Origin of the sequence: Paenarthrobacter sp. YAF11_1 (assembly GCF_052113445.1) — a bacterium.
Classification (GTDB): Bacteria; Actinomycetota; Actinomycetes; order Actinomycetales; family Micrococcaceae; genus Arthrobacter.
In genome coordinates this window covers 640,387-662,076 of record NZ_JBFRDF010000001.1, presented here as the reverse complement: position 1 = coordinate 662,076, position 21,690 = coordinate 640,387, and the positions used below count along the sequence as shown (strand labels likewise).

Below are 21,690 nucleotides of genomic sequence, written 5' to 3'. Positions count from 1 at the left end.
CTCTGCCCGTTGTAACGGGATCCAGGCCAATACAGTGCGCCGTTGAAGTCTGAGTATACCCATCAGTGCCCTGCGACACATGGATTCGTGACGGGCGGGCACCGGAATTACGACATATTGGGCCGGGTTAAGGCAGGATTGTCGAGAGGTCGTAAGACGCATCGGATTGAGGTCGGCACACAGTGAAGTCTTGGAGCATCGGGGTATTTGGACTCGTGGCGCTCATCGCCATCGTGGCCAGCACCTTCGTTTCCCGGGAAGCCATGGTGGGCGTCGGTATTGCTGCCTCCGCGGCCGTGGGGATTGGCTGGCCGCATTTCCTTGGCGTCCCTGCCAAGAAAACACTGGCGGCGGTGATCGGGTTGTCAGGCGCGGGATCGGCCGTGACTGCTGCCTACCTTCCGGCTCCTGGGTTCCTGGACGGAACACCGGCATTCGTTGCCGTAGGAGTGATGGCGGTCTTCGTGGTCCAGCTCGTGCGTGGAACGGGGCAGGCGCAGCGACTGGAATCGACCCTCGGATGCTGTGCCGGCGTGCTCCTGAACTGCCTTGGCGCAGGGTGGATTGCCGGCGCGCGGTTCAATGGTGTCAAGGAAATGGTCTTGGTGGCCGGCCTGAGCGCAGCTGTGGCCCTGATGGTGGGAATCATCCGCTGGCCGGACCGCATCGTCGCTCCGCTGGGCGTTGTCATGGCCGGACTCATGGGTCCCCTTGCTGGTCTTGTATTCTCTGATATTGCAGTACTTCCCGCGGCGTTGGTTGGCGTGGTGGTTGGCTCCGTCCTGGTGTGCTTCCGGCGAATGACCACCCTTCGGCGCGGACGCCTGAACATTCCGGCAGCAGTGGGAATGGGCGTCGCCCCCGTCTGGGCGGTGGGGGCCTTGGTGTACTTCATAGACAAACTACTCATCTACTAACGGTTAGGATGGCATCATGTCTGTACTCGCATTTGAAATCTTCTTCCTCGTTCTCCTTGGCCTGGCCAGCGTCGCCATGGCATGGTTTGCAGGGTTTGTCGTATACCGCCTTTTCAAGGGCCAGAAGTAAACTTTCTGATCCTGCTCTCCAACAGAGGTAGCCGTTGTGCCTATTGAGATCCCTACCGATCTGACGCCTGAACTCGTCCCCCTTTCCTGGCTCATTGGTGAGTGGGAAGGCCGCGGCCGGCTCGGCAGCGGTGACGAGGATTCGGAGCATTTCGTCCAGCACGTTTCCTTCACCCATAACGGCTTGCCGTACTTGCAGTACAGGGCCGAGACCTGGCTCAGTGACGACGACGGCGCAAAGTTGCGTCCGTTGACTGTCGAAACCGGGTTCTGGGCCTTGGAGCGGAAGCTCCAGGAAGGCGACGGCGGTCCCGGCCTGATTCCGGCGGACATCGTCCCGGTACTCAAGACCGCCGATGACGTGGAAGAGCGCCGCAACGAAGACGGCGGCTTCGACATCTCGGTGTCGATCGCGCACCCAGGCGGCATCACCGAGCTCTACTACGGCCAGATCAAGGGACCCCAAATCCAGCTGAGCACCGACATGGTGATGCGCGGGAGCCACTCCAAGGAATACACCGCAGCCACCCGGATCTTCGGCCTGGTGGACGGGAACCTCCTGTGGCGCTGGGATGTTGCTGCCAGCGGCAAAGCACTCGAAGCCCACGCCTCGGCATTCCTGCACAAGGTGTCCTGACCGGGGCCTCACTGTACGTTCCAGCAAGCAGCCAGCGGAAGGAGCAGAAAGTGAACACCCACCTCAAGCCGGAGGGCTATGAGGGCCTCAAGGCCGTCTTCTTCAATGGCACACTGAAGCCTTCGCCGCAATCCAGCAACACGGATGGGCTGATCAAGATCAGCCGGGACATCATGGAGAAGCAGGGCGTCACTACCAAGCTCGTCCGGACCGTCGACCACGACATCGCCAGCGGTGTCTATCCCGATATGCGCCAGCATGGCTGGAAGACTGACGAATGGCCCGGGATCTACCCTGATGTCCGCGACGCCGACATCGTGGTGGTGGCCGGCCCCATCTGGTTGGGCGACAACTCTTCCCAAACCAAGAAACTCATCGAGCGGCTGTATGCGCATTCGGGCGAGCTGAACAGCAACGGCCAATGGGCGTTCTATCCCAAGGTAGGCGGTTGCCTCATCACGGGCAACGAGGACGGCATCAAGCACTGTTCCATGAATGTGCTGTACAGCCTCCAGCACATCGGCTTCACCATCCCACCCCAGGCCGACGCCGGGTGGATCGGTCCCGTAGGGCCGGGACCCAGCTACCTGGACGAAGGATCGGGTGGACCGGAGAGTGATTTTACTAACAGGAACACCACCTTCATGACCTGGAACCTGCTCCATATGGCCAAAATCCTCAGGGACGCCGGGGGCATTCCGGCTTACGGCAACCTGCCGGAGGAGTGGAAAGCGGGCACCCGATTCGACTTCGAAAATCCGGAATACCGCTGAACTGAAATATTGCCACACATGGAATACCGCTGAGCTGCAAGGACTTCTACTACATATGACTTACACGAGCCCTCTCTTGTCGCGCCCTGGCGCCGTCGAGGACACCGGCCTGGACGCCGGCGTCGCTGCCCACTATGGCGAGCCGCTGCGTGAGCAGCGTGCCTTGGCAGCCGGCACCGCCGTCGTCGATCTTTCGAACCGCGGGGTGGTGACCGTGTCCGGACCGGACCGGCTGAGCTGGCTCAACACGTTGTCCTCCCAGCAACTCACCAACCTGCAGCCCGGCGTTGCCAGCGAGCTCTTGATGCTGAGCGTCCAGGGCCGCATCGAATTCGATGCCAGGGTGATTGACGACGGTGAAACCACGTGGCTGATCGTGGAGACCGCAGAAGCCGCGCCTTTGGCCGAGTGGTTGAACAAGATGAAATTCATGCTCCGCGTCGAGATCGTGGACGTCTCGGAGCAGTGGGCCGTGCTGGGATCCACCAAACCGGTGGAGCAGCTGTCCTCCCGCATGGTGTGGGAGGATCCGTGGCCGCATGTCAGCCCGGGCGGTTATGCGTACAGCATCGTTCCGGAGGAGTCCCATCCCGGGCTCGAGCGTCCTTGGTTCGAGTACCTCGTCCCAGCGGCCGAGCTGGAAAGCGCCGTTGAAAGCCTTCCGTTGGCGGGGGCTTTGGCTGCCGATGCCCTGCGGATCGCTGCGTGGCGTCCCCGCCTCGGGGCGGAGACGGACGAGAAGACGATCCCCCACGAACTGGACCTGCTGCGGACCTCGGTCCACCTGAACAAGGGGTGCTACAAGGGGCAGGAGACCATCGCCCGTGTCCACAACCTCGGCCACCCACCCCGTCGCCTCGTCTTCCTGCAGTTGGATGGCTCCCAGCACACTCTCCCTGCTGTTGGCAGCGTTGTATTTGCCGGAGAACGCAAGGTGGGTACTCTGACATCTGTGGCGCAGCACTTCGAAATGGGACCCGTGGCTTTGGCCGTGGTGAAGCGGTCCGTTTCAGCGGAGGAAACCCTGACGGTGATGGATGGCGAGGAGCCGTACGTCGCTGCCCAGGAAGTGATCGTCGCCCCCGACGCCGGCCAGGTTGTCGGGCGCCAGACCGGATTCCTGAAGGGACCCCACCGATGAGCCACCTGAACCAGCCCGCAGGTTCCGAGCCCGCAAGCCCGGATGCAACCGGCCCGGAGACAACCGCCGACGACGAGACGTTGGCGCTTGCCCACGCTCTGTTCGATGCCGCCCGGGAGGGCAATACCGAACTGTTGCGTGGCTACTTGTCCGCCGGCGCTCCTTCCACGCTGACCAACGCGGCGGGGGATTCCTTGCTGATGTTGGCCGCCTACCACGGGCACGAGGAAGCTGTGCAGCTGATCCTCCATCACGGCGCTGCAGTCAATGAGGCCAACGATCGCGGCCAAACGCCCCTTGCAGGCGCGGTTTTCAAGGGGTACACGGGCGTGGCACGCATTCTGTTGGACGCAGGAGCAGACCCCGAGGCCGGAACCCCCACCGCGCGCGAGGCTGCGGCCATGTTCGCCCGGGCTGAGATCCTGGCCCTTCTGGGCTGAGTCACCCCCGTCCAAGCAGCCCGGTCGCTTAGCGGCCGGGCTTACTTGCCTCCATATATTCCACATGGAATAGTTGTGGTGGAATATACGCCGCGGAAGGGGGCCAACCTTGCCCAGAATTTCCGATCTCACACCCTTGGGGGTGGCATCCCTGGCCCTGTTGGCAGAGGAACCCATGCATCCGTACGAGATGTATCAAGTGCTGATGGCCCGCCACGAAGACAGGCTGGTCAAGGTACGTCCGGGAACCCTCTACCACGCAGTGGGAAGGCTTGAAGAAAACGGACTCGTGGAGGCCACGGGAACAGGGCGGGAAGGCAACCGGCCCGAGCGGACCACCTACCGGATCACGGATGCCGGACACCAAGCCCTCGACGCCCGGCTCCAGGCCATGCTCTCCACCCCCGTCAACGAATATCCCCTGTTTCCGCACGCCATTGCCGAAGCGCATCACCTCCCCTCAGCCGTGGTGACGGAACTCCTCGAGGAACGGGTCGTGGCGCTCAACGCCGATCTCGACTTCCTGGTCCGGGCGGAGGCCACGGTGACGGCCAAGGGATTGGCCCGCAAGTACTGGATCGACATCACGTATCAACAAGCAATGCGCCGAACGGAGATCGCGTGGATCCGCGGCCTCCTTGAGGAGTTGGGCAACGGGCACCTGCCCTGGGACGAACCCCTGCCGGCTCCATCAGACATTTCACACAAGCCAAAGGAATCCCTTGGAAAACGTAGCTAAGCCGTGGCCGGCGCTCTGGTCACTCGTGGTGGGCTTCTTCATGATCCTCATCGACACCACCATCGTGTCGGTCGCCAATCCGCGGATCATGGAGGGCCTCAACACGGACATCAATGCCGTCATTTGGGTCACCAGCGCCTATTTGCTGGCGTACGCAGTGCCCCTGCTCATCACCGGAAGGTTGGGGGACCGGTTCGGACCAAAGAACCTGTACCTGATCGGACTGGTGGTCTTCACCCTGGCGTCGTTGTGGTGCGGCTTGTCCGGTGACGTCACCATGTTGATCGCCGCCCGTGTCCTGCAGGGCCTGGGGGCAGCCATGATGACGCCCCAGACGATGGCCGTCATCACCCGTATCTTCCCTCCGGACCGTCGCGGTGCGGCCATGGGGCTGTGGGGTGCAACCGCCGGCATGGCCGTGCTGGTTGGCCCTATCCTGGGCGGCGTGCTGGTGGACAGCCTGGGCTGGGAATGGATCTTCTTCGTCAACGTCCCCATCGGGATCGTGGCCTTTATCCTGGTGATGCGTTTTGTACCGAAACTGACCACCCACACGCACTCCTTCGACATCCTCGGCGTGGTGCTGTCCGCCGTCGGCATGTTCCTGCTGGTCTTTGGCATCCAGGAAGGCCAGACGTACAAGTGGGGAACAGTCACCGGCTTCGTCAGCGTCTGGGGCCTGATCATCGCCGGTCTGGTGGTCCTGGTTCTCTTTGTGTTCTGGCAATGGCTCCTCGAACGCCGGGGCGGGGAACCCTTGCTGCCCCTTGGCCTCTTCAAGGACCGCAACTTCTCCCTGGGCAACACCACCATCATGGCTGTCGGTTTCACGGTGACCGCGTTCCCGCTGCCCACCATCTTCTACTACCAGACGGTCCGCGGGCTGACGCCAACGCAGTCGGCTCTGCTGATGATCCCCATGGCAGTTATTTCCGGTGCCCTGGCGCCGTTCGTAGGCAAGCTCATCGACCGTGCCAACCCGAGATACTTTGCCTCGTTTGGCTTGCTGTGCATGGCAGGAGCCCTGTTCTGGACTGCTGCCCTGCTGGGACCGGACACTCCCATCTGGATGTTCCTGCTGCCCAGCGCGCTGCAGGGTGTTGCCAACGCCTTTATCTGGGGACCGGTGTCCAACGCCACCACCCGCAACCTGGAACCACGCCAGGCCGGTGCGGGGTCCGGTGTCTTCAACACCACCCGCCAAATTGGTGCTGTCCTGGGGTCAGCGGCCATCGCTGCCCTGATCCAGTCGCGGCTCTCGGCGGAATTGCCCGCAGCCCCCGCCGGTGCTCCGGTGGGCGAAGCTTCCATGAGCGGCGTACTGCCGGAAGCCCTTCATGCAGGATTCTCGACCGCCATGAGCCAGTCCATCCTGTTGCCCGCCTGCGCGGTTCTGCTGGGTGCTCTTGTGGCACTGTTCTTTGGCAAGGCGAAGTCGGTGCAGGGCTGGGGCGGCAGGTCCGAAACTGCACCGGAAACCGCCAAGGCTGATCTCAACACCTAGAGTTTTTGTACACCTGATGCCCTTAAGAAGGCTCCTAGAGGGCGTTATCTGTACAAAAACTCCGGGGGGAGTCAGCCGAGCAGCACGCTCGCGTGGAGCCCGCCCGTGGCAAAGCCAAGGCTGCGGGCCATCGCGAGTGCCCCGGTATTGCTGACGTCGGCCTTCCATTGCAGGGTCAGGCCCGCGGCCAGGGCTTCATGGGCAGCGATGGACGCGGCCAGGGTCCCCAGGCCGCGGCGACGCCACGGAGGTGCCACCAGAACGCCCATGTTGGCCAGGATGCCTTCCCATTCGGAGTAGGCGCCGCAGGCTACAGGGGTGGGTGGTGCCTCGTCAGGGTGCATGATGGTGAACCGGTGTTCGAGCCCCTGCAGCCCCACCTCATTGACGTCGTCCGGAGGACACAGCGCTTCGAGGCTGATGGCTTCCGGGTTGCCCCTGGAGACTGTGAGGTCTTCGGAAGGTTGTTGAAGGGGCAAATCGTCGGCGAAGAACAAGGCCGTTGATCCCCGCCCGTGCCCTCCGTGGGACCGGGTCAAGGTCAACAGCGTCACGTGTTGGGCGAGCTCTGTATCAGGAAGTCCGACGGCGGCGTCCAAGGCCCACTGCGGTCCCACCAGTGCCGAAACTCCGAAGAGCCTGAGGAAGACCACCGTCCCGGCTGATTCGTCCACGCGGGTGATGCGGTGTGCGGGATCGCCGGGGTCGACCGTCGAGTTGGCGAGCCGGGCTGCTGCGGTGGCGAAAGCGTCGTCGTCGAGCCCCAAATGGCGAGCCCACGCCAGCTGGATAATGGCAGCGGACGTGGGCTCAAGAGTCATGGATTCAGCCTAGCCGACTAGCCGAACAGCACCGACGCTTCGTCGTAGCGGTGCTGCGGCACGGTCTTGAGCTTGCCCAGGGCTTCCTCGAAGCCGACGTGGGAGATGTCCGTTCCCTTCAGGGCCACCATGGTGCCCCAGCGGCCTTCGACCACCGAATCGATGGCCGCCATGCCCAGCCGGGTAGCCAGGACGCGGTCGTAGGCGGTGGGGACGCCGCCGCGTTGGATGTGTCCCAGGATCGTGGCGCGGGTTTCAATGCCCGTGCGGGCCTCGATCTCGGGGGCCAGCTGGTCAGCGATGCCGCCCAGGCGGGGACGGCCAAAGGTGTCCAGGCCGCGCTCGGAGTGCGGGGACTCCATGTGGTCCGGAACGAAGCCCTCGGCCACCACTACCAGCGGTGCACGGCCACGATCGTGGGCTTCCTGGACCCACTCAGTGATCTCCTCGATGCTTGCCTTCTGCTCGGGGATCAGGATGGCGTGGGCGCCGGCGGCCATGCCCGCGTGCAAGGCGATCCAGCCGACATGGCGGCCCATGACTTCGGCGATCATGCACCGGTGGTGGGACTCGCCGGTGGTCCGGAGGCGATCGATGGCCTCCGTGGCGATCTGGACTGCAGTATCGAAACCGAAGGTGTAGTCGGTGGCATCGAGGTCGTTGTCCACGGTCTTGGGGACGCCGACGATTTTCAGGCCGGCGTCAGTGAGGCGCTTCGCCGCCGCCAGGGTGCCTTCGCCGCCGATGGCGATGATCGCGTCAATGCCCAGGCGTTCCATATGGGCTTTGATGACGTCCGGGCCACCGCCGTTTTCGAACGGGTTGGTGCGTGACGTGCCCAGGATGGTGCCACCCTGCTTGGCGATACCGCGGACCATGGTGCGGGGGATGTCTATGACATCACCTTCCACAACACCACGCCAGCCGTCATGGAAGCCCACAAATTCCTGGCCGTGGATGGCGATGCCCTTGAGGACAGCACCCCGGATCACTGCGTTGAGGCCGGGGCAGTCGCCACCGCTGGTAAGAATGCCAATTTTCATGTTTGCTCACTCATGGCTTGGAGGAATACGTGCAGAGCGCCACGCTGAGCTCCCCATGATTGTAGACGCGCATGTGGGGTGGGACACAAACGGTTACTTTTGAACCCGGCAGTGCGGTATTGGAAATCTGGCCGAAAACAAAGGAAGCGCCCCGCCTGGTGGCGGGACGCTTCGCGTGCTTTGTGACCGGGATTTACCGGGAGCGCTGGCTGATGAACGATTCGAGGGCGATCTTGTTGTTCTGGTCCGGCAGGAGCAGCCAGCCCAGGATGTAGACCACGAATGCAGGCCCCGGGAGCAGGCAGAAGAGCAGGAATGCTACCCGGACGTAGGCCACGTCCACCCTGAGCTTTGCCGCGATTCCTCCGCAGATGCCGCCCAGCCAGCGTTGCGGTCCACGCTTCAGGCCGAAGCCCCTGACGATGCTGAAGAACTTGTCCATGGCTACAGACTTCCCTGTTGTGGTTGCTTTGTCACTTCGTAGTGGTTACTTTTTTGGAACCCTTGCGGGCGGAGAGGAGTCCACCCACCACCAAGGCCGCTCCTGCGCCGATCATCAGGCCTATCAGCACGTACGTGCCGTTCAGCGTCACCCAACCGAGCGTTGAGATGACAATCAAGGCAGCCAGGGCTATCACGATCAACCCCCACACCACGGTGCCGATCCGGGCTTGCCGGGGTTCGTCGTCGTCCGCGTGCTCCACCTGGAAGCTGCGCTCCAGCGGTGGCGTCAGCGGGATTTCCTGGAGCCGTGGCTTCGGGAGGGCCTCGGTGGGACGGGTTTCCTTCGGGAGGGCCTCGGTGGGGTTTGTTCCCTTGGGCAGAGGTGCCGTGGGCTGGGTTTCGTTGGCCTTGCCGGGCTCGTTGGTGCTCATGTCAGTTTCCTTCCTGGATGGTCACGTTGCTGAACGTGCCGTCGATTTCCACCACGAGGTTGGCTCCGGGCTTCCCGGTGTTGTACAGGGTCCGCTCGTCCTGGAGCCGGCCGCCGCGGTCAGAGCCGCGTTCATTGAGGTTGCCGAACGTCATGTCCGCCCTGACTTCCACGGGCACGTCGTCGGGAATGATGACCGTGACGTTGCTGGCGGTCGCGTCCACGGGGATCAGGACTTCGGAGATCAGGGGAGGATTCATGGTGATGTCGCTCAGGTCCACCACGCCTTGGGCGCCGGTGACGTCGATCCCTTGCCGTGCTTGCTCCAGGGTTGTGGGTGCCCAGTTGACGTCGTGGAAAGTAAACCGGTCGCCGTCCCTGGGGACCACGTTGAAGATCCCGCCAATGATGAGGGCAGCTACTGCGAGGAAGCCAAGGAACCCTGAGGTCCTGCCCCGGAGCCCTGCGACCAGGATGCCCAGGCCCAGGACTGCGGCGCCGGTGGCCCACACCACGGCGTTGGCGGAGTTGCCCAAATCAATGACGTTCCCGGCGTCGAGCGCTTTCAACGTACCGCCGGCCAGCAACGCAGCACCGGCAGAGACTGCCACGATCGCTGCCCCGGGTCCCTTGCGCTTGGGGGCGGCGGGCTTGGGCTGCCAGTCCTGCGGGGGAGTGGGGCCCTGCGGCGGACGGGGGCCGGACGGATTGGACGGGCTGTAAGGACCCGACGGCGTGTACGCACCCGACGGCGTGTAAGGACCCGACGGCGGCGCGGCGCTTGCACCATGACCATGCGGTTTCGTGCCGGGCTGGCCGGCGCCATAGACAGGGACGCCCGTGTTGGTCGCAGCCGAAGCCCCGTAGGCGGCAGGCGGCCCGTAGGAGGTTGGGGTTCCGTACGCGGTGGCCTTGCCGGGTGCTGCGGCGTAGTTCTGCCGGCTCATGGGCGGAACTCCCTTCGGGGCCTTGTTGCGTTGAACCAGGAAGTAGATGAGGTAGAAGACGCCACCCATCCAGAACAGCGTCCAGAACAGGCCGGGCAATCCATCCCAGCCCCATCCCCAGAATCCGCGGCCCAGGCTCGGGAGGCCGATGATCGTGGTGATCAACGCGCCGGTCATGCCTCCGGACCAGCGGCCTGCAGCTGCTTCCTGGACGTGGATGCGTCCATCGGGCTCAGGCAGGAGGGCCCAGGCAATGCCGTACAGCAGCACCCCTACGCCGGCGAAGACTGCCAGGACAATGAAGATGCCCCTCACAATCAGCGGGTCGATGCCGAAGCGGTGGGCCACACCGCTTGCGACGCCGCCAATCCAGCGGTCCGGTCCGCGGCGGATGCCTTGGTTGCGGATCCAGTCGAAGAAGTTCTCCTGGGACGTGGCCGGAGCGGCGCCGGCCGGCGGGTAGGTGCCGTTGTCCGGACCAGTTCCCGCGGAAGCGCCGGCGGTGGGCTCTTGCTGTGAGCCGGAGGTGCCGGCAGTGCCTGGCGTTCCGGGTTCCTCTGGATTCATGCTGTTCGCGTTCATACTTCGATCCTGCCGCCCCACCCGTCCTTCCCTCTACTGGGGGATACCCTGAATGATCCCTGAGAGACCCCCGAACAACGCTGGTTTCCGGTCCGGGTAACCCTTATCCGTGTTTGGATTGGTACATGACTACCGCTGTACAACGCCCCGTGCTGGTCCGCAGCAGCGACCGCATGATTGCGGGCGTCTGCAGTGGACTGGCCGATCACTTGGGCTGGCCGGTCAAGTTCGTCCGGCTTGGCATGATCCTGGCGTGTTTCGCCGGCGGCGCAGGTGTGGCCTTCTATGCGTGGCTGTGGACCATGGTTCCCACCGCGGACGAGAACGCCAAGCGCAATGCCCGCCGTCCGGCGTCGCCCATTGCTCCTGCCGTGAGCCTGCCGCCCGTACCAGGGCCCAGTGGTGAAAGCACGCCTGCCGGCTTCACGACAGGCGCTGGTGGTCACCAGGCATCGAAAACGTACGACGCCGGATCCTCACCATCGGCGGCCGGCGCACCTCCTGTCCTAGGTTCTGTCCCGGTCGGCGGGCCGTTTTCGGGGGCAGCTGCTGAGCGCCAGGTCTCCGGCAGCGGCGACGTCCAGGGCCGTGGTTCGGTTCCCGCTGCTGGACCTGCAGGATTCGGCAGTCCGTCTGCCGCGTGGGACTGGGCGGGCAGCGGCGCTGGGGGAGGCTTGGCATCCTGGTTCTCCTCACGGCGCATCCAGTATGGCAAGGAAATCCTGCTTGGCGCGGCTCTGCTCCTGGTGGCCGCCATCTTGGTCGCACGCCAGTTCGGCGTCGACGTTCCCCTGGGGACCCTCATACCGGCCGCGGCCATCCTGGGCGGTGCGGCGATCGCCTGGATGCAGCTCGACGAAACCCGCAGGGCCGGCCTGGTGGACAAGACGAAGGCCGATCAAGCGGGCGGGTGGGTCCGGCTGGCGGCCGGCCTGGCGCTGGTGGTGGCTGGCGTCCTGGTCATGGTGTCCGGCTCGGGATCGTGGGAACAGACCTGGCTGGCGTTGTTGGCGTCCGTGGCCGTCCTGGGCGGCGTTGCGTTGGTCCTGCTGCCCTGGGGCCTCAAGTTTTGGAAGGACCTGGAAACTGAGCGGGCAGGACGCATCCGCGAGACGGAGCGCGCCGAGATTGCCGCCCATCTGCACGACTCCGTACTGCAGACCTTGGCGCTGATCCAACGCAGGGCGGGGTCGGAACAGGACGTCGTGCGGCTTGCCAGGGCACAGGAACGCGAACTCCGGGCCTGGCTTTTCAGCGATGCAGCCAAGGAATCAGGGCTCCTGGCCGAGCGCATCAAAGCGGTCGCAGCGGAGGTCGAAGACTCCCAGGGCCACGCAGTGGAGGTGGTGGCCGTGGGCGACACGGACATGACGGAACGGCACGAGGCCATGGTGCAGGCAGCCCGGGAAGCGATGCTCAACGCCGCACGGCATGGCGGCGGAACGGTGTCCGTGTATGTGGAAAGTACTGCGGGCACCACGGAAATCTTCATCAAGGACCGCGGTCCCGGCTTCGATCCTGATGCTGTTCCGGACGACAGGCTGGGCGTCAAAGAATCGATTATTGGCCGGATGAAGCGGCACGGTGGCACAGCAACAATCAGCAGCAGCAGCGACGGGACGGAAGTCCGACTGACCCTGCCGTCCGCCAACGGCGACGCGGGCGAACAGCGGAACAATGAAGCCCGGAACAGTGAAGCCCGGAATGGAGAAGCGAAGCAATGAGCACCAATCCCCAGAGTGGTCCAGAACGCACGGTGCGGGTGGTGATCGTGGATGACCACACCATCTTCCGGTCCGGGCTGAAAGCCGATCTCGATGCCCGCATGGACGTCGTAGGAGAAGCCGGAACGGTGGAGCAGGCCATCGCCGTCATTGCCGAAACCCGCCCGGAGGTAGTGCTCCTGGACGTTCACCTTCCCGGCGGACTGGGTGGTGGCGGCCGTGAGGTTATTGCTGGATCGGCCGCGTTGCTGGGGACCACAAGTTTCCTGGCGCTCAGTGTTTCGGACGCGGCCGAGGACGTGGTCTCCGTCATCCGTGCCGGTGCCCGGGGCTATGTCACCAAGACCATCTCCGGCAAGGAGATTTCCGATGCTGTGATCAGGGTGGCCGATGGCGACGCCGTCTTTTCGCCGCGGCTTGCGGGCTTCGTGCTGGATGCGTTCGGCACTGCTCCGGCAGATATCGCGGACGATGAACTGGACAAGCTTTCTGCACGCGAACTCGAAGTCATGAGGCTCATCGCGCGGGGATACAGCTATAAGGAAGTCGCCAAGGAACTCTTCATTTCCATCAAGACCGTGGAGACCCACGTTTCCGCCGTCTTGAGGAAGCTCCAACTCTCCAGCCGGCACGAGCTCACCAAATGGGCGGCCGAGCGCCGCCTCCTCTAACGCTCACTCACTTCCCGTTGGGTTTTCCCGATCGCTCTCGCACCTCCCGCGCCTTAAACGCAAACGCTCTCCCACCGGCCGTGGTGGAAGAGCGTTTGCGTTGGCTGGTTGCTACTTGGCCTTGCCCAGGAATTCCTGGATACGGCGGACACCTTCGGCGAGGTCTTCGTCGCCCAATGCGTAGGACAGGCGGACGTAGCCGGAGGGACCGAACGCTTCGCCCGGAACCACGGCTACCTCAACCTCGTCGAGGATCAGGGTGGCGAGTTCAGCAGAGGTGGAAGGACGGACAGGACCGTTAGAGGTCTCAAATTCCTTACCCAGCAGCCCGCGGACGTCCGCGTACACGTAGAAGGCGCCGGTCGGCGTCGGGCATTCAACGCCTTCAATGGCGTTGAGGCCGGCCACGATCGCTTTGCGGCGGCGGTCGAAGGCTACCTTCATTTCGTCGACGGCGGTCAGCGGACCCGTGAGGGCAGCGGCGGCGGCGACCTGCATGATGTTGGAGACGTTGGACGTCGCGTGTGACTGCAGGTTGGTGGCTGCCTTGATGACGTCGGCCGGGCCAATCATCCAGCCCACACGCCATCCCGTCATGGCATAGGTCTTGGCCACACCATTGAGGATGACAACTTTGTCGCCCAGTTCCGGTGCGGCAGTGGCGATGGAGGTGAACTCCACGCCGTCATAGGTCAGGTGCTCGTAGATTTCGTCCGTGACAACCCAGAGGCCCTTGGACGCGGCCCATTTGCCGATCTCCGCAACCTGCTCCGGGCTGTACACGGCGCCGGTGGGGTTCGACGGGGAAACGAACAGCAGGATCTTGGTGCGGTCCGTCACGGCTGCTTCCAGCTGCTCGACAGTCACCAGGTAACCCTGTTCCGGACCGGCGAAGACCTCAACGGGCACGCCGCCGGCGAGCCGGATGGCTTCCGGGTAGGTGGTCCAGAACGGGGTGGGGATGATGACCTCGTCGCCCGGATCCACCAACGTAGCGAAGGTGTTGTAGACCGCCTGCTTGCCGCCGTTGGTCACCAGGACCTGGGAGGGGTCAACCTGGTAGCCGGAGTCCCGCAGGGTCTTCTCTGCGATGGCCTTCTTCAGCTCAGGGAGGCCACCGGCGGGGGAGTAGCGGTGGTACTTCGGCTGGCTCGCAGCTTCTATGGCAGCCTGGACGATGTAATCCGGGGTGGGGAAATCGGGTTCCCCGGCACCGAAACCGATCACGGGACGGCCCGCGGCCTTCAGTGCCTTGGCCTTGGCGTCAACGGCAAGGGTGGCGGACTCGGCAATGGCGGAGATTCGCTGTGAAATGCGGGCGGTAGTTGTTCCGGCAGACATCTATGTACCGTTCTTCGCAGGCAGCTCGTGGGCTGGATGATGGGATTCGACGTAAACTACCTTATGCTGTTCTGCGGACCTCCCGGGTGCCCGCCGGACTTTGTGACTGATAATGCTGGTCACAGGTTTTTGGGGCTGGGAGGACCGGAAATGGGCCGGTTCGACTATCGCGAAATTCTTGCGTAGACTGGTTCACCGGTGTTGAAAAGCACCACAGGCTGAAGTGCGGCCTGAAACATGGATTTGATCCATAGGGTAGTGGCGCAATTGGTAGCGCAGCGGTCTCCAAAACCGCAGGTTGCAGGTTCGAGTCCTGTCTGCCCTGCGCAAGCTGTCCCGGCGGAAACGCCGGGGCAAGCGCAGCAACCATGGCTCTGATCAGAGTCGGGTCAACGACTTTGCAAGGTGAGTGAGGATCAGGTGACCGAAACAGCTGCCAGCAGCTCGAAGGGCCGTCCCGCCAAGAAAGCCGATCGTGGCTTCTTCGCCCGTATTGCTCTTTTTGTCCGCCAGGTCATCGGTGAACTGAAGAAGGTCGTTGCTCCCACCCGCAAGGAACTGATCAATTACACGCTCGTGGTGCTGGTGTTCGTGGCCATCATGATGCTCATCGTCACCCTTCTGGACCTGGCCTTCGGCACAGGAGTCAGCTGGGTCTTCGGTGGGTCAGGCGCTACGGACCGCTAAGCGGATCTGTCCGCAAACTGTGTGAAATTCCTTGGTAGTTCAGGGATTTTGCGGGGTTTGCGGAATTGAGCCATTTAAATAGGCATGTTAGGCAATGAGGAAGCAGGAGACCAAGTGTCTGAGCAGGAGCTCGAGGTAAACGAGACTGAGCTGGAAGAAACTGAGGGCGCTGCAGTTGAGGCTGCGGAAGAGTCCGAGGTTGATTCTGCTGCGCCCGAATCTGCCGACGCCGACGATTCCGAAGAGGACTTCGAAGCTGACGTGGACGCCGAGTCCGATGAGGCGTCCGGCGATGTTGCAGACGACGATGCTTCGGAAGAGTCCGACGGCGACGACCTGGCAGCCGCTGCTGCTGCAGCTCCGGCCGATCCGGCCGAAGAATTCAAGGGCAAGCTGCGCCGCCAGGAAGGTGACTGGTACGTCATCCACTCCTACGCAGGCTACGAGAACCGCGTGAAGGCAAACCTTGAGACCCGCATCCAGACCCTGGACATGGAAGATTACATCTTCGAAATCCAGGTCCCCATGGAAGAGGTCGTCGAGATCAAGAACGCGCAGCGCAAGGTCATCAACCGCGTTCGCATTCCCGGCTACGTCCTGGTCCGCATGGATCTGACCGACGCCTCGTGGGGCGCCGTTCGCCACACGCCGGGTGTCACCGGCTTCGTGGGCAACGCCCACAACCCCGTGCCGCTGCGCCTTGACGAGGTCTTCTCCATGCTTGCCCCGGTCTTCGAAGAAGAGCAGGCAGAGCAGGGCAAGCCGGTCAACAAGCAGAACCAGGCTCCCGTGGCCGTCGACTTCGAGGTCGGCGAGTCGGTCATCGTCAAGGAGGGCCCGTTCGAGACCCTTCCGGCAACGATCTCCGAGATCAAGCCCGAGTCCCAGACCCTGGTGGTCCTGGTCTCGATCTTCGAGCGCGAAACCCCGGTGACGCTCGCATTCAACCAGGTCACCAAGATCTAGCTGATTCCAAAATTTCGCTCCGGTCCTGCCTGCTTAGCAGTTCGGGAGCGGCCGGCCGCCTCGCCATGGCGGCCAAAAACCTGGGACGCGCTCCTGTGCCCCAGGAAGCTATTGAGAGAAGGACCCTACATTGGCTCCCAAGAAGAAGGTCACCGGCCTCATCAAGCTGCAGATCCAGGCAGGTGCCGCTAACCCGGCCCCGCCGATCGGTCCTGCGCTTGGCCAGCACGGTGTCAACATCATGGAATTCTGCAAGGCGTACAACGCTGCAACGGAATCCCAGCGCGGAAACGTTATCCCGGTGGAAATCACGGTCTACGAAGACCGTTCCTTCACCTTCATCACCAAGACCCCGCCGGCTGCAGAGCTCATCAAGAAGGCTGCAGGCGTCGCCAAGGGTTCAGCTACCCCGCACACCGTCAAGGTTGCCAAGCTGACCCAGGCACAGGTCGAGGAAATTGCTTCCACCAAGATGGAAGACCTCAACGCCAACGACATCAAGGCTGCTGCCCTGATCATCGCCGGCACCGCCCGCTCCATGGGCATCACCGTAGAAGGCTAGTAGTCTTCGAAGGCCCTTGTGGCCTTCACCCGCCGGGCAACCGGCATCTGAAACATTTGAAATGTCGCAGGATCCTTGCCGGATCCACGACTGTGGCAGGGCCCAGCGCGGTCCGCAGACCACAACTGCACAAGGAGAAACAGCAGCATGGCAAAGCGCAGCAAAGCATATGAGGCAGCCGTAGCCAAGATCGAGGCAGACAAGGTCTACGCCCCGATCGAAGCCATCACCCTCGCGAAGGACACCAACCCTTCCAAGTTCGACGCCACCATTGAGGTAGCTTTCCGTCTGGGCGTTGACCCGCGTAAGGCCGACCAGATGGTTCGTGGCACCGTCAACCTGCCGCACGGCACCGGTAAGACCGCCCGCGTCCTCGTTTTCGCAACCGGTGACAAGGCTGAAGCAGCAATCGCTGCCGGCGCCGACTTCGTTGGTTCCGATGACCTGATCGAAAAGATCGCAGCCGGCTGGACCGACTTCGACGCCGCAGTGGCAACCCCTGACCTCATGGGCAAGGTTGGCCGCCTCGGTAAGGTCCTCGGCCCGCGTAACCTCATGCCGAACCCGAAGACCGGTACGGTTACCCCGGACGTCACCAAGGCTGTCAACGACATCAAGGGTGGCAAGATCGACTTCCGCGTCGACAAGCACTCGAACCTGCACTTCATCATCGGCAAGGTTTCCTTCGACGCCAACAAGCTGGCCGAGAACTACGCAGCTGCACTGGAAGAGGTGCTTCGTTTGAAGCCGTCCGCTTCCAAGGGCCGCTACATCCAGAAGGCTACCGTTGCCACCACGTTCGGTCCGGGCATCACCGTTGACCCGAACGTCACCAAGGTTCTCACCGACGCGTAAGCTTCGCGAGCACTGGCTCTGATAAAGGACCGTCCGGCTACGCCGGGCGGTCCTTTTTCTTGCCTTGTTCCCTGTTCACCGGCAGTGGTGAGCCGTAGGCTGTGGTGCGTGTCGTCGTCGAACGTTCCCGCCCTTGCCGGGTTGTCCGTAGAACGGATTCCGGTCCCGAAAAGCCCCGACGCCATGGGGGCGCCCGATTTCCGCGCCTTCCATGACCTGGACGTCGCCCATCACATGGATCTCTGGGGCAACCTGGACCGTTGCTCCACGCTGGCCGAGGCTGTCCTCTACTGGCAGGGCAATGAATACGAAGAGCGGCACGTCTTCCTTGCCCGCCTTCATGGAACCGTCGTGGGCAGGGGCACGCTGACCTTGCCGCTGAGCGAAAACACGACGACGGCGGGTGTGGACGTCCTGGTGGACGCCGGTTATCGTCGGCGCGGCATCGGGACGAGGATCCTGTCGGTGCTGGAGCAGCTGGCCCGCGAGCGGGAGCGCGTGTCCTTTGACGCGTTTTGCTCGGAGCCAATGAGGCTCCTCATCCCGGGTGGCGAGTTGCTGGAGGCAGAGTCCGGCACAGGTGGCGTCCCGCTGGATTCGGCCTCCACCGGTTTCGCCCTCCATCACGGGTATTCCCTGGAGCAGGTCGAAACCAACAGCACGCTGGACCTTCCGGTCGGGGAAGCGCTCTTGCAGGACCTTGAAGAGCAGGCAAGCAAGCGGGCGGCTGGCTATAGCCTCATCGGGTGGCAGGACCGCTGCCCTGATGAGCTCGTGGACGTATTCGCCAAGCTCAAGAGCCTCATGAGCACCGAGGTCCCCATCGCAGGACTGGGCTGGGAAGGCGAAGAGTGGGATGGCAACCGCGTCCGTGTCGAGGAATCAACCTGGCTTGCGGGTGGGGTCGCTTCCATGGCGGCTGTTGCCCGCCATGACGCCACGGCGGAGTTGGCGGCGTACACCATCCTCACCCACCGCGAGGCCACCCCGGGCATGGTCTACCAAGAGGACACGCTTGTTGCTCCGGGGCACCGGGGCCATGGCCTTGGGATGCTGGTCAAGATCGCCAATCTTCGCCGTATTCAAGGGATCTGGCCGGCCGCCACGTCCGTGATGACATGGAACGCCAATGAAAACCGGCATATGCTGGCCATAAATATCGCCTTGGGGTTCAAGCCTTCCGGCTTTGACGGCGAATGGCAGAAACGGCTGGAATGACTGTAGACGAGACGAAGACCGTTCAAGTCGAGCAGCTGTGGGTGCCTGACACCTTGGACAGCCCGGACGCTGCTGATTTCCTGGATGCCGTAGAGGTAGGGCGCCGGGTACGCATGGAGACCTGGGGGAGTGACGACCTCGCCTATACGCCCTTGGAAAAGCTGTTGGAGCTTTCTGATCCCTACGAGCGCCAAGTCATTCTGGTGGCAAAAGTAGAGGGCGTCATTGTGGGCACGGTGGATGTTGCCCTGCCCTTGGCGGACAACCTGGACCTGGCTGAATTCACCTTGGACATCCTTCCCGAGTATCAGAGCCAGGGCGTCGGACGTCAGCTTTTGGAAGCCGCGGAGCAGCTCGCCCGCGCCGAGGGACGCAGCATGGCGTTGGTGGATACCAACCATCCGGCAACGTCACTGACTGAGGTCCCCGAGGACCAGTTGATCCCGGGCAGCGGTGCTGGTTTTGTTCCCGTGAGCAGCAGGGAGGTGGATTTCGCCAAACGTGCCGGCTACACGCTGCAGCACATTGAGCAGTTCAGCTCATGCGTGCTGCCGCTGGATTCCAAACTCGTGGGTGATCTTCAGCTCGAGGCCGAAGAAGCCAACGGCGGACGGTACACGCTGCACCACTGGACTGACCGTTGCCCCGAACCCTGGCTGGAAGCCGTGGCCGCCCTGGAGAACGCCGCTGGCGAGGTAGTCCGCGACGAGGGAGATGAAGACGCGCCTGAAGTCGAAGCGAGCGGGATGGTTTTCGACGTAACGGTACTGCGCGAAACCGAGGATGCCGCAATGGCGCAGGGCCGGCGCACGGTGGTGACCGCCGTCGAGCACACCGAGAGCGGACGCTTGGTGGGCCTGACCACCATCAGCGTCCTTGCGCACCGCCAGGACGTGGTTTTCCAGGACGACACCTTGGTCCTCCAGGAACACCGGGGCAACAAGCTGGGCTTGCTGATCAAGGTGGCCAACATGGAAAGGCTCAGCGAGCAGTTCCCTGATGCCCGGGTGATCTACACGTGGAACGCGCCCGAGAACCGCTACCTCCTCACGGTGAACAAGCAGTTGGGATTTACGACGGCGGGCGTCACCGGACTCTGGCAGAAGGAACTTCCCGGTCGGGGTAAGGACACGACGTCGTCGGACTAGTCCGCCGTCGATTTGGTTTGGGGAACACTCTCCCGTAACCTTGAATTACCAAAGACCGTCGGTTGATGGGAATCCACTCTTTCGAGCGAAGCTCAATTCTGCAGCTACGCCCTTGAGGCTAAAGTGAATTCCTTGACGAAGGACCCTGAACATAGGGCGGCCGGCGCAGGTGAACGAAGCAAGTCTCCACGGATTCAGTCTGTGTTGAGCCAAGCCCCGTGCATCTGCGCGGGGCGTTTTTTCGTTTTAGCTCTCGTGAGCGGGGACCCGGAAGACCGGCTTTATTCCCCGGAAGGAGGGTTATGACAACGCCTAGCAAGATCTCCGCAGTTGCAGAGATCACCAACGATTTCAAGGAATCGAACGCGGCTGTCCTGACCGAATACCGCGGGCTCACTGTTGCACAGCTCAAGGAACTGCGTGTTGCGCTCGGCCAGGACACCAAGTTCTCGGTCGTCAAGAACACCCTGAGTGCCATTGCAGCCAAGGAAGCTGGAGTTGAAGCATTCAACGATCAGCTCGCCGGCCCTACTGCAATCGCCTTCATCAAGGGTGACGCTGTTGCTGCTGCCAAGAGCCTGACGGACTTTGCCAAGGCCAACAAGCAGCTGGTTATCAAGACCGGCGTCTTCGAAGGCAAGGCATTGGACGCAGCAGGAGTTGCCGCACTGGCAGCCCTCGAGTCCCGCGAACTGCAGCTTGCACGCGTTGCTGGTGTCCTCAAGGCTCCCGCATCCGCTGCTGCTCGCATCATCGACGCCCTGCGCCTCAAGCTTGAAGAAGAGGGCGGCGCATCTGCACCGGCCGCTGAAGAAGCTCCGGCCGCTGAAGAGGCTGCTGCTGAAGAGGTTGCGGCCCCGGCCGAAGCCGCTGAAGCTGCAACCGAAGAGAACTAAGTTCTCCCCTCAATCAAACTCTGGTGCATGGACCGGTTTAGCCCGGATCTGCACCAACTAATGGAAGGACGCCACCATGGCGAAGCTCAGCAACGAAGAGCTCATTGAAGCTTTCAAGGAACTGACCATCATCGAGCTCTCCGAGTTCGTCAAGCTCTTCGAAGAGACCTTCGAAGTTACGGCTGCTGCAGTTGCAGTTGCCGGCCCCGCTGCCGGCGGTGCTGCTGAAGCTGCTGAAGAGAAGACGGAATTTGACGTCATCCTGGAAGCTGCTGGCGACAAGAAGATCGCAGTGATCAAGGAAGTTCGCGCCATCACCTCCCTCGGCCTCAAGGAAGCCAAGGATGTTGTTGACAGCGCACCGAAGGCTGTTCTCGAAGGCGCCACCAAGGAAGCTGCCGAGAAGGCCAAGGCTCAGCTCGAAGAAGCTGGCGCAACGGTTACCCTCAAGTAACTCGTTTTGCTTGGGGAAGCCCCGCCCGCTCCGACTAAGGAGCGGGCGGGGCTTCCTGCGTTTAACGAACCCAAGTAAGTAGCAGAAGATGCCGTTCTGAGCGGTCAGAACGGCATTAACTGCTACTTAGTTGGGTTCGCTGATGTCCGCTACTATCGCGCCCAGAGCGGCGGTGAGGGCGTCGGCGTCCACGAAGGCACTGCGGCCGTGGGCACCTGCGCCCATGGAGATGCGACGCCCTGTGATGGTGGCGTCCGCGTAGACGGGCCAGGGCGTGGTGCTGCCCAAGGGCGTGATGGTTCCCCGCTCGTATCCTGTGGCAGCCAAGGCGACGTCGGCGTGGGGGAGCGAGAGCTTGTTGACACCCACCAGCGCGCGCAGCTTCGGCCACGAGATCTGGCGGTCCCCGGGAATCAGCGCGAACAGGAAGCTGCCATCGCGGTGCTTGACCACCAACGACTTCACAATGTCCGCCGGGCTGATGCCCAGGATGCCGGCAGCTTCTTCGAGGCTGCGCGCTGCGGGACGCTCGACGACGTCAACGTCCAGACCGCGGGCGGCAGCATCGGACAGGAACCTCTCAGCACCGTCCGTCACAGGTTCATTCACGTCGGCTCCACC

24 protein-coding genes and 1 tRNA gene are annotated in these 21,690 nt (G+C 62.9%); 18 read left to right on the top strand and 7 right to left on the bottom strand.

Annotated features, from left to right (window positions below; genetic code table 11):
- The first annotated feature begins 182 nt into the window (after positions 1–182).
- The 7 genes from AB4Y77_RS03250 (at position 183) to AB4Y77_RS03220 (ending at position 6,280) form a co-directional block, all read left to right on the top strand.
- On the top strand, positions 183–917 hold the full coding sequence (locus AB4Y77_RS03250; RefSeq protein WP_311213705.1) for a permease: 735 nt from the start codon (positions 183–185) through the stop codon (positions 915–917).
- A gap of 166 nt (positions 918–1,083) precedes the next feature.
- Positions 1,084–1,683 (top strand): FABP family protein, encoded by a 600-nt coding sequence (locus AB4Y77_RS03245; protein WP_311213704.1) that lies wholly within the window; start codon positions 1,084–1,086, stop codon positions 1,681–1,683.
- A gap of 50 nt (positions 1,684–1,733) precedes the next feature.
- On the top strand, positions 1,734–2,456 hold the full coding sequence (locus tag AB4Y77_RS03240; RefSeq protein ID WP_311213703.1) for a flavodoxin family protein: 723 nt from the start codon (positions 1,734–1,736) through the stop codon (positions 2,454–2,456).
- A 55-nt stretch (positions 2,457–2,511) separates the two neighbouring features.
- On the top strand, positions 2,512–3,597 hold the full coding sequence (gene ygfZ / locus AB4Y77_RS03235; protein WP_442012931.1) for a CAF17-like 4Fe-4S cluster assembly/insertion protein YgfZ: 1,086 nt from the start codon (positions 2,512–2,514) through the stop codon (positions 3,595–3,597).
- Positions 3,594–4,037 carry an ankyrin repeat domain-containing protein gene (locus tag AB4Y77_RS03230; RefSeq protein WP_442012930.1) on the top strand — a complete coding sequence of 148 codons (444 nt, stop codon included), beginning with the start codon at positions 3,594–3,596 and terminating at the stop codon, positions 4,035–4,037. Before ygfZ ends, AB4Y77_RS03230 begins: the two co-directional genes overlap by 4 nt.
- A gap of 109 nt (positions 4,038–4,146) precedes the next feature.
- Positions 4,147–4,776, top strand: coding sequence for a PadR family transcriptional regulator (locus tag AB4Y77_RS03225; protein WP_311213700.1), 630 nt, complete (start codon positions 4,147–4,149; stop codon positions 4,774–4,776).
- Positions 4,760–6,280 (top strand): DHA2 family efflux MFS transporter permease subunit, encoded by a 1,521-nt coding sequence (locus tag AB4Y77_RS03220; protein WP_442012929.1) that lies wholly within the window; start codon positions 4,760–4,762, stop codon positions 6,278–6,280. Before AB4Y77_RS03225 ends, AB4Y77_RS03220 begins: the two co-directional genes overlap by 17 nt.
- Before the next feature lie 71 nt (positions 6,281–6,351).
- On the opposite strand, the gene AB4Y77_RS03215 is transcribed toward AB4Y77_RS03220, so the two are convergent.
- The 5 genes from AB4Y77_RS03215 to AB4Y77_RS03195 all read right to left on the bottom strand — a co-directional run bounded on the left by AB4Y77_RS03215 (position 6,352) and on the right by AB4Y77_RS03195 (position 10,547).
- Positions 6,352–7,101, bottom strand: coding sequence for a GNAT family N-acetyltransferase (locus AB4Y77_RS03215; protein ID WP_311213698.1), 750 nt, complete (start codon positions 7,099–7,101; stop codon positions 6,352–6,354).
- 17 nt (positions 7,102–7,118) lie between these two features.
- The gene (locus tag AB4Y77_RS03210; protein ID WP_311213697.1) at positions 7,119–8,144 is read right to left on the bottom strand and encodes an ATP-dependent 6-phosphofructokinase; all 1,026 of its coding nucleotides are present in this window, start codon (positions 8,142–8,144) and stop codon (positions 7,119–7,121) included.
- Between the two features lie 193 nt (positions 8,145–8,337).
- Positions 8,338–8,586 (bottom strand): PspC domain-containing protein, encoded by a 249-nt coding sequence (locus AB4Y77_RS03205; protein WP_026539791.1) that lies wholly within the window; start codon positions 8,584–8,586, stop codon positions 8,338–8,340.
- A 31-nt stretch (positions 8,587–8,617) separates the two neighbouring features.
- Positions 8,618–9,019, bottom strand: a complete 402-nt coding sequence (locus tag AB4Y77_RS03200) for a hypothetical protein (RefSeq protein WP_311213696.1) — start codon at positions 9,017–9,019, stop codon at positions 8,618–8,620.
- A gap of 1 nt (position 9,020) precedes the next feature.
- Positions 9,021–10,547 carry a PspC domain-containing protein gene (locus AB4Y77_RS03195; protein ID WP_311213695.1) on the bottom strand — a complete coding sequence of 509 codons (1,527 nt, stop codon included), beginning with the start codon at positions 10,545–10,547 and terminating at the stop codon, positions 9,021–9,023.
- A 125-nt stretch (positions 10,548–10,672) separates the two neighbouring features.
- Here AB4Y77_RS03195 and AB4Y77_RS03190 point away from each other — a divergent pair, with 125 nt between their 5' ends.
- Both AB4Y77_RS03190 and AB4Y77_RS03185 read left to right on the top strand, forming a co-directional pair.
- Positions 10,673–12,271, top strand: a complete 1,599-nt coding sequence (locus AB4Y77_RS03190) for an ATP-binding protein (protein WP_442012928.1) — start codon at positions 10,673–10,675, stop codon at positions 12,269–12,271.
- Positions 12,268–12,942, top strand: coding sequence for a LuxR C-terminal-related transcriptional regulator (locus AB4Y77_RS03185; RefSeq protein WP_442012927.1), 675 nt, complete (start codon positions 12,268–12,270; stop codon positions 12,940–12,942). The genes AB4Y77_RS03190 and AB4Y77_RS03185 overlap by 4 nt, the downstream gene beginning before the upstream one ends.
- Before the next feature lie 111 nt (positions 12,943–13,053).
- Here the strand turns inward: AB4Y77_RS03185 and AB4Y77_RS03180 are convergent, their stop codons facing one another.
- A complete protein-coding gene (locus AB4Y77_RS03180; protein WP_311213692.1) occupies positions 13,054–14,283 on the bottom strand; it encodes a pyridoxal phosphate-dependent aminotransferase in 1,230 nt (409 codons plus the stop codon).
- Between the two features lie 252 nt (positions 14,284–14,535).
- Between AB4Y77_RS03180 and AB4Y77_RS03175 the strand changes: the two genes are divergently transcribed.
- The 9 genes from AB4Y77_RS03175 to rplL all read left to right on the top strand — a co-directional run bounded on the left by AB4Y77_RS03175 (position 14,536) and on the right by rplL (position 21,069).
- Positions 14,536–14,608 (top strand) — tRNA-Trp (locus AB4Y77_RS03175).
- 80 nt (positions 14,609–14,688) lie between these two features.
- Positions 14,689–14,970, top strand: a complete 282-nt coding sequence (secE, locus tag AB4Y77_RS03170; RefSeq protein ID WP_024817604.1) for a preprotein translocase subunit SecE — start codon at positions 14,689–14,691, stop codon at positions 14,968–14,970.
- A gap of 114 nt (positions 14,971–15,084) precedes the next feature.
- Complete coding sequence (gene nusG, locus AB4Y77_RS03165) at positions 15,085–15,936, top strand: transcription termination/antitermination protein NusG (protein WP_311213691.1); 852 nt, start codon at positions 15,085–15,087, stop codon at positions 15,934–15,936.
- Positions 15,937–16,066: 130 nt separating this feature from the next.
- The gene (gene rplK / locus AB4Y77_RS03160) at positions 16,067–16,498 is read left to right on the top strand and encodes a 50S ribosomal protein L11 (RefSeq protein WP_011775609.1); all 432 of its coding nucleotides are present in this window, start codon (positions 16,067–16,069) and stop codon (positions 16,496–16,498) included.
- A gap of 147 nt (positions 16,499–16,645) precedes the next feature.
- Positions 16,646–17,353 (top strand): 50S ribosomal protein L1, encoded by a 708-nt coding sequence (gene rplA, locus AB4Y77_RS03155; RefSeq protein ID WP_089595811.1) that lies wholly within the window; start codon positions 16,646–16,648, stop codon positions 17,351–17,353.
- 108 nt (positions 17,354–17,461) lie between these two features.
- Entirely contained in the window at positions 17,462–18,571 is a 1,110-nt protein-coding gene (locus AB4Y77_RS03150; RefSeq protein ID WP_442012926.1) for a GNAT family N-acetyltransferase, read from the top strand.
- Positions 18,550–19,719, top strand: coding sequence for a GNAT family N-acetyltransferase (locus AB4Y77_RS03145; RefSeq protein ID WP_442012925.1), 1,170 nt, complete (start codon positions 18,550–18,552; stop codon positions 19,717–19,719). Before AB4Y77_RS03150 ends, AB4Y77_RS03145 begins: the two co-directional genes overlap by 22 nt.
- Positions 19,720–20,021: 302 nt before the next feature.
- Complete coding sequence (gene rplJ / locus AB4Y77_RS03140; RefSeq protein ID WP_011775605.1) at positions 20,022–20,615, top strand: 50S ribosomal protein L10; 594 nt, start codon at positions 20,022–20,024, stop codon at positions 20,613–20,615.
- A 76-nt stretch (positions 20,616–20,691) separates the two neighbouring features.
- Positions 20,692–21,069: a 50S ribosomal protein L7/L12 gene (rplL, locus tag AB4Y77_RS03135; protein ID WP_024817599.1), complete on the top strand. Its 378-nt coding sequence runs from the start codon at positions 20,692–20,694 to the stop codon at positions 21,067–21,069.
- A 126-nt stretch (positions 21,070–21,195) separates the two neighbouring features.
- Here the strand turns inward: rplL and AB4Y77_RS03130 are convergent, their stop codons facing one another.
- Entirely contained in the window at positions 21,196–21,678 is a 483-nt protein-coding gene (locus AB4Y77_RS03130; RefSeq protein WP_311213688.1) for an aminoacyl-tRNA deacylase, read from the bottom strand.
- Positions 21,679–21,690: the final 12 nt, after the last annotated feature.

Coding starts and splice junctions, on each gene's coding strand:
- AB4Y77_RS03210 (WP_311213697.1), bottom strand. CDS start 8,144: ATGAAAATTGGCATTCTTACCAGCGGTGGCGACTGCCCCGGCCTCAAC.
- rplA (WP_089595811.1), top strand. CDS start 16,646: ATGGCAAAGCGCAGCAAAGCATATGAGGCAGCCGTAGCCAAGATCGAG.
- AB4Y77_RS03205 (WP_026539791.1), bottom strand. CDS start 8,586: ATGGACAAGTTCTTCAGCATCGTCAGGGGCTTCGGCCTGAAGCGTGGA.
- AB4Y77_RS03190 (WP_442012928.1), top strand. CDS start 10,673: ATGACTACCGCTGTACAACGCCCCGTGCTGGTCCGCAGCAGCGACCGC.
- AB4Y77_RS03195 (WP_311213695.1), bottom strand. CDS start 10,547: ATGAACGCGAACAGCATGAATCCAGAGGAACCCGGAACGCCAGGCACT.
- rplJ (WP_011775605.1), top strand. CDS start 20,022: ATGACAACGCCTAGCAAGATCTCCGCAGTTGCAGAGATCACCAACGAT.
- AB4Y77_RS03185 (WP_442012927.1), top strand. CDS start 12,268: ATGAGCACCAATCCCCAGAGTGGTCCAGAACGCACGGTGCGGGTGGTG.
- AB4Y77_RS03215 (WP_311213698.1), bottom strand. CDS start 7,101: ATGACTCTTGAGCCCACGTCCGCTGCCATTATCCAGCTGGCGTGGGCT.
- AB4Y77_RS03145 (WP_442012925.1), top strand. CDS start 18,550: ATGGCAGAAACGGCTGGAATGACTGTAGACGAGACGAAGACCGTTCAA.
- AB4Y77_RS03180 (WP_311213692.1), bottom strand. CDS start 14,283: ATGTCTGCCGGAACAACTACCGCCCGCATTTCACAGCGAATCTCCGCC.
- AB4Y77_RS03230 (WP_442012930.1), top strand. CDS start 3,594: ATGAGCCACCTGAACCAGCCCGCAGGTTCCGAGCCCGCAAGCCCGGAT.
- ygfZ (WP_442012931.1), top strand. CDS start 2,512: ATGACTTACACGAGCCCTCTCTTGTCGCGCCCTGGCGCCGTCGAGGAC.
- rplL (WP_024817599.1), top strand. CDS start 20,692: ATGGCGAAGCTCAGCAACGAAGAGCTCATTGAAGCTTTCAAGGAACTG.
- AB4Y77_RS03200 (WP_311213696.1), bottom strand. CDS start 9,019: ATGAGCACCAACGAGCCCGGCAAGGCCAACGAAACCCAGCCCACGGCA.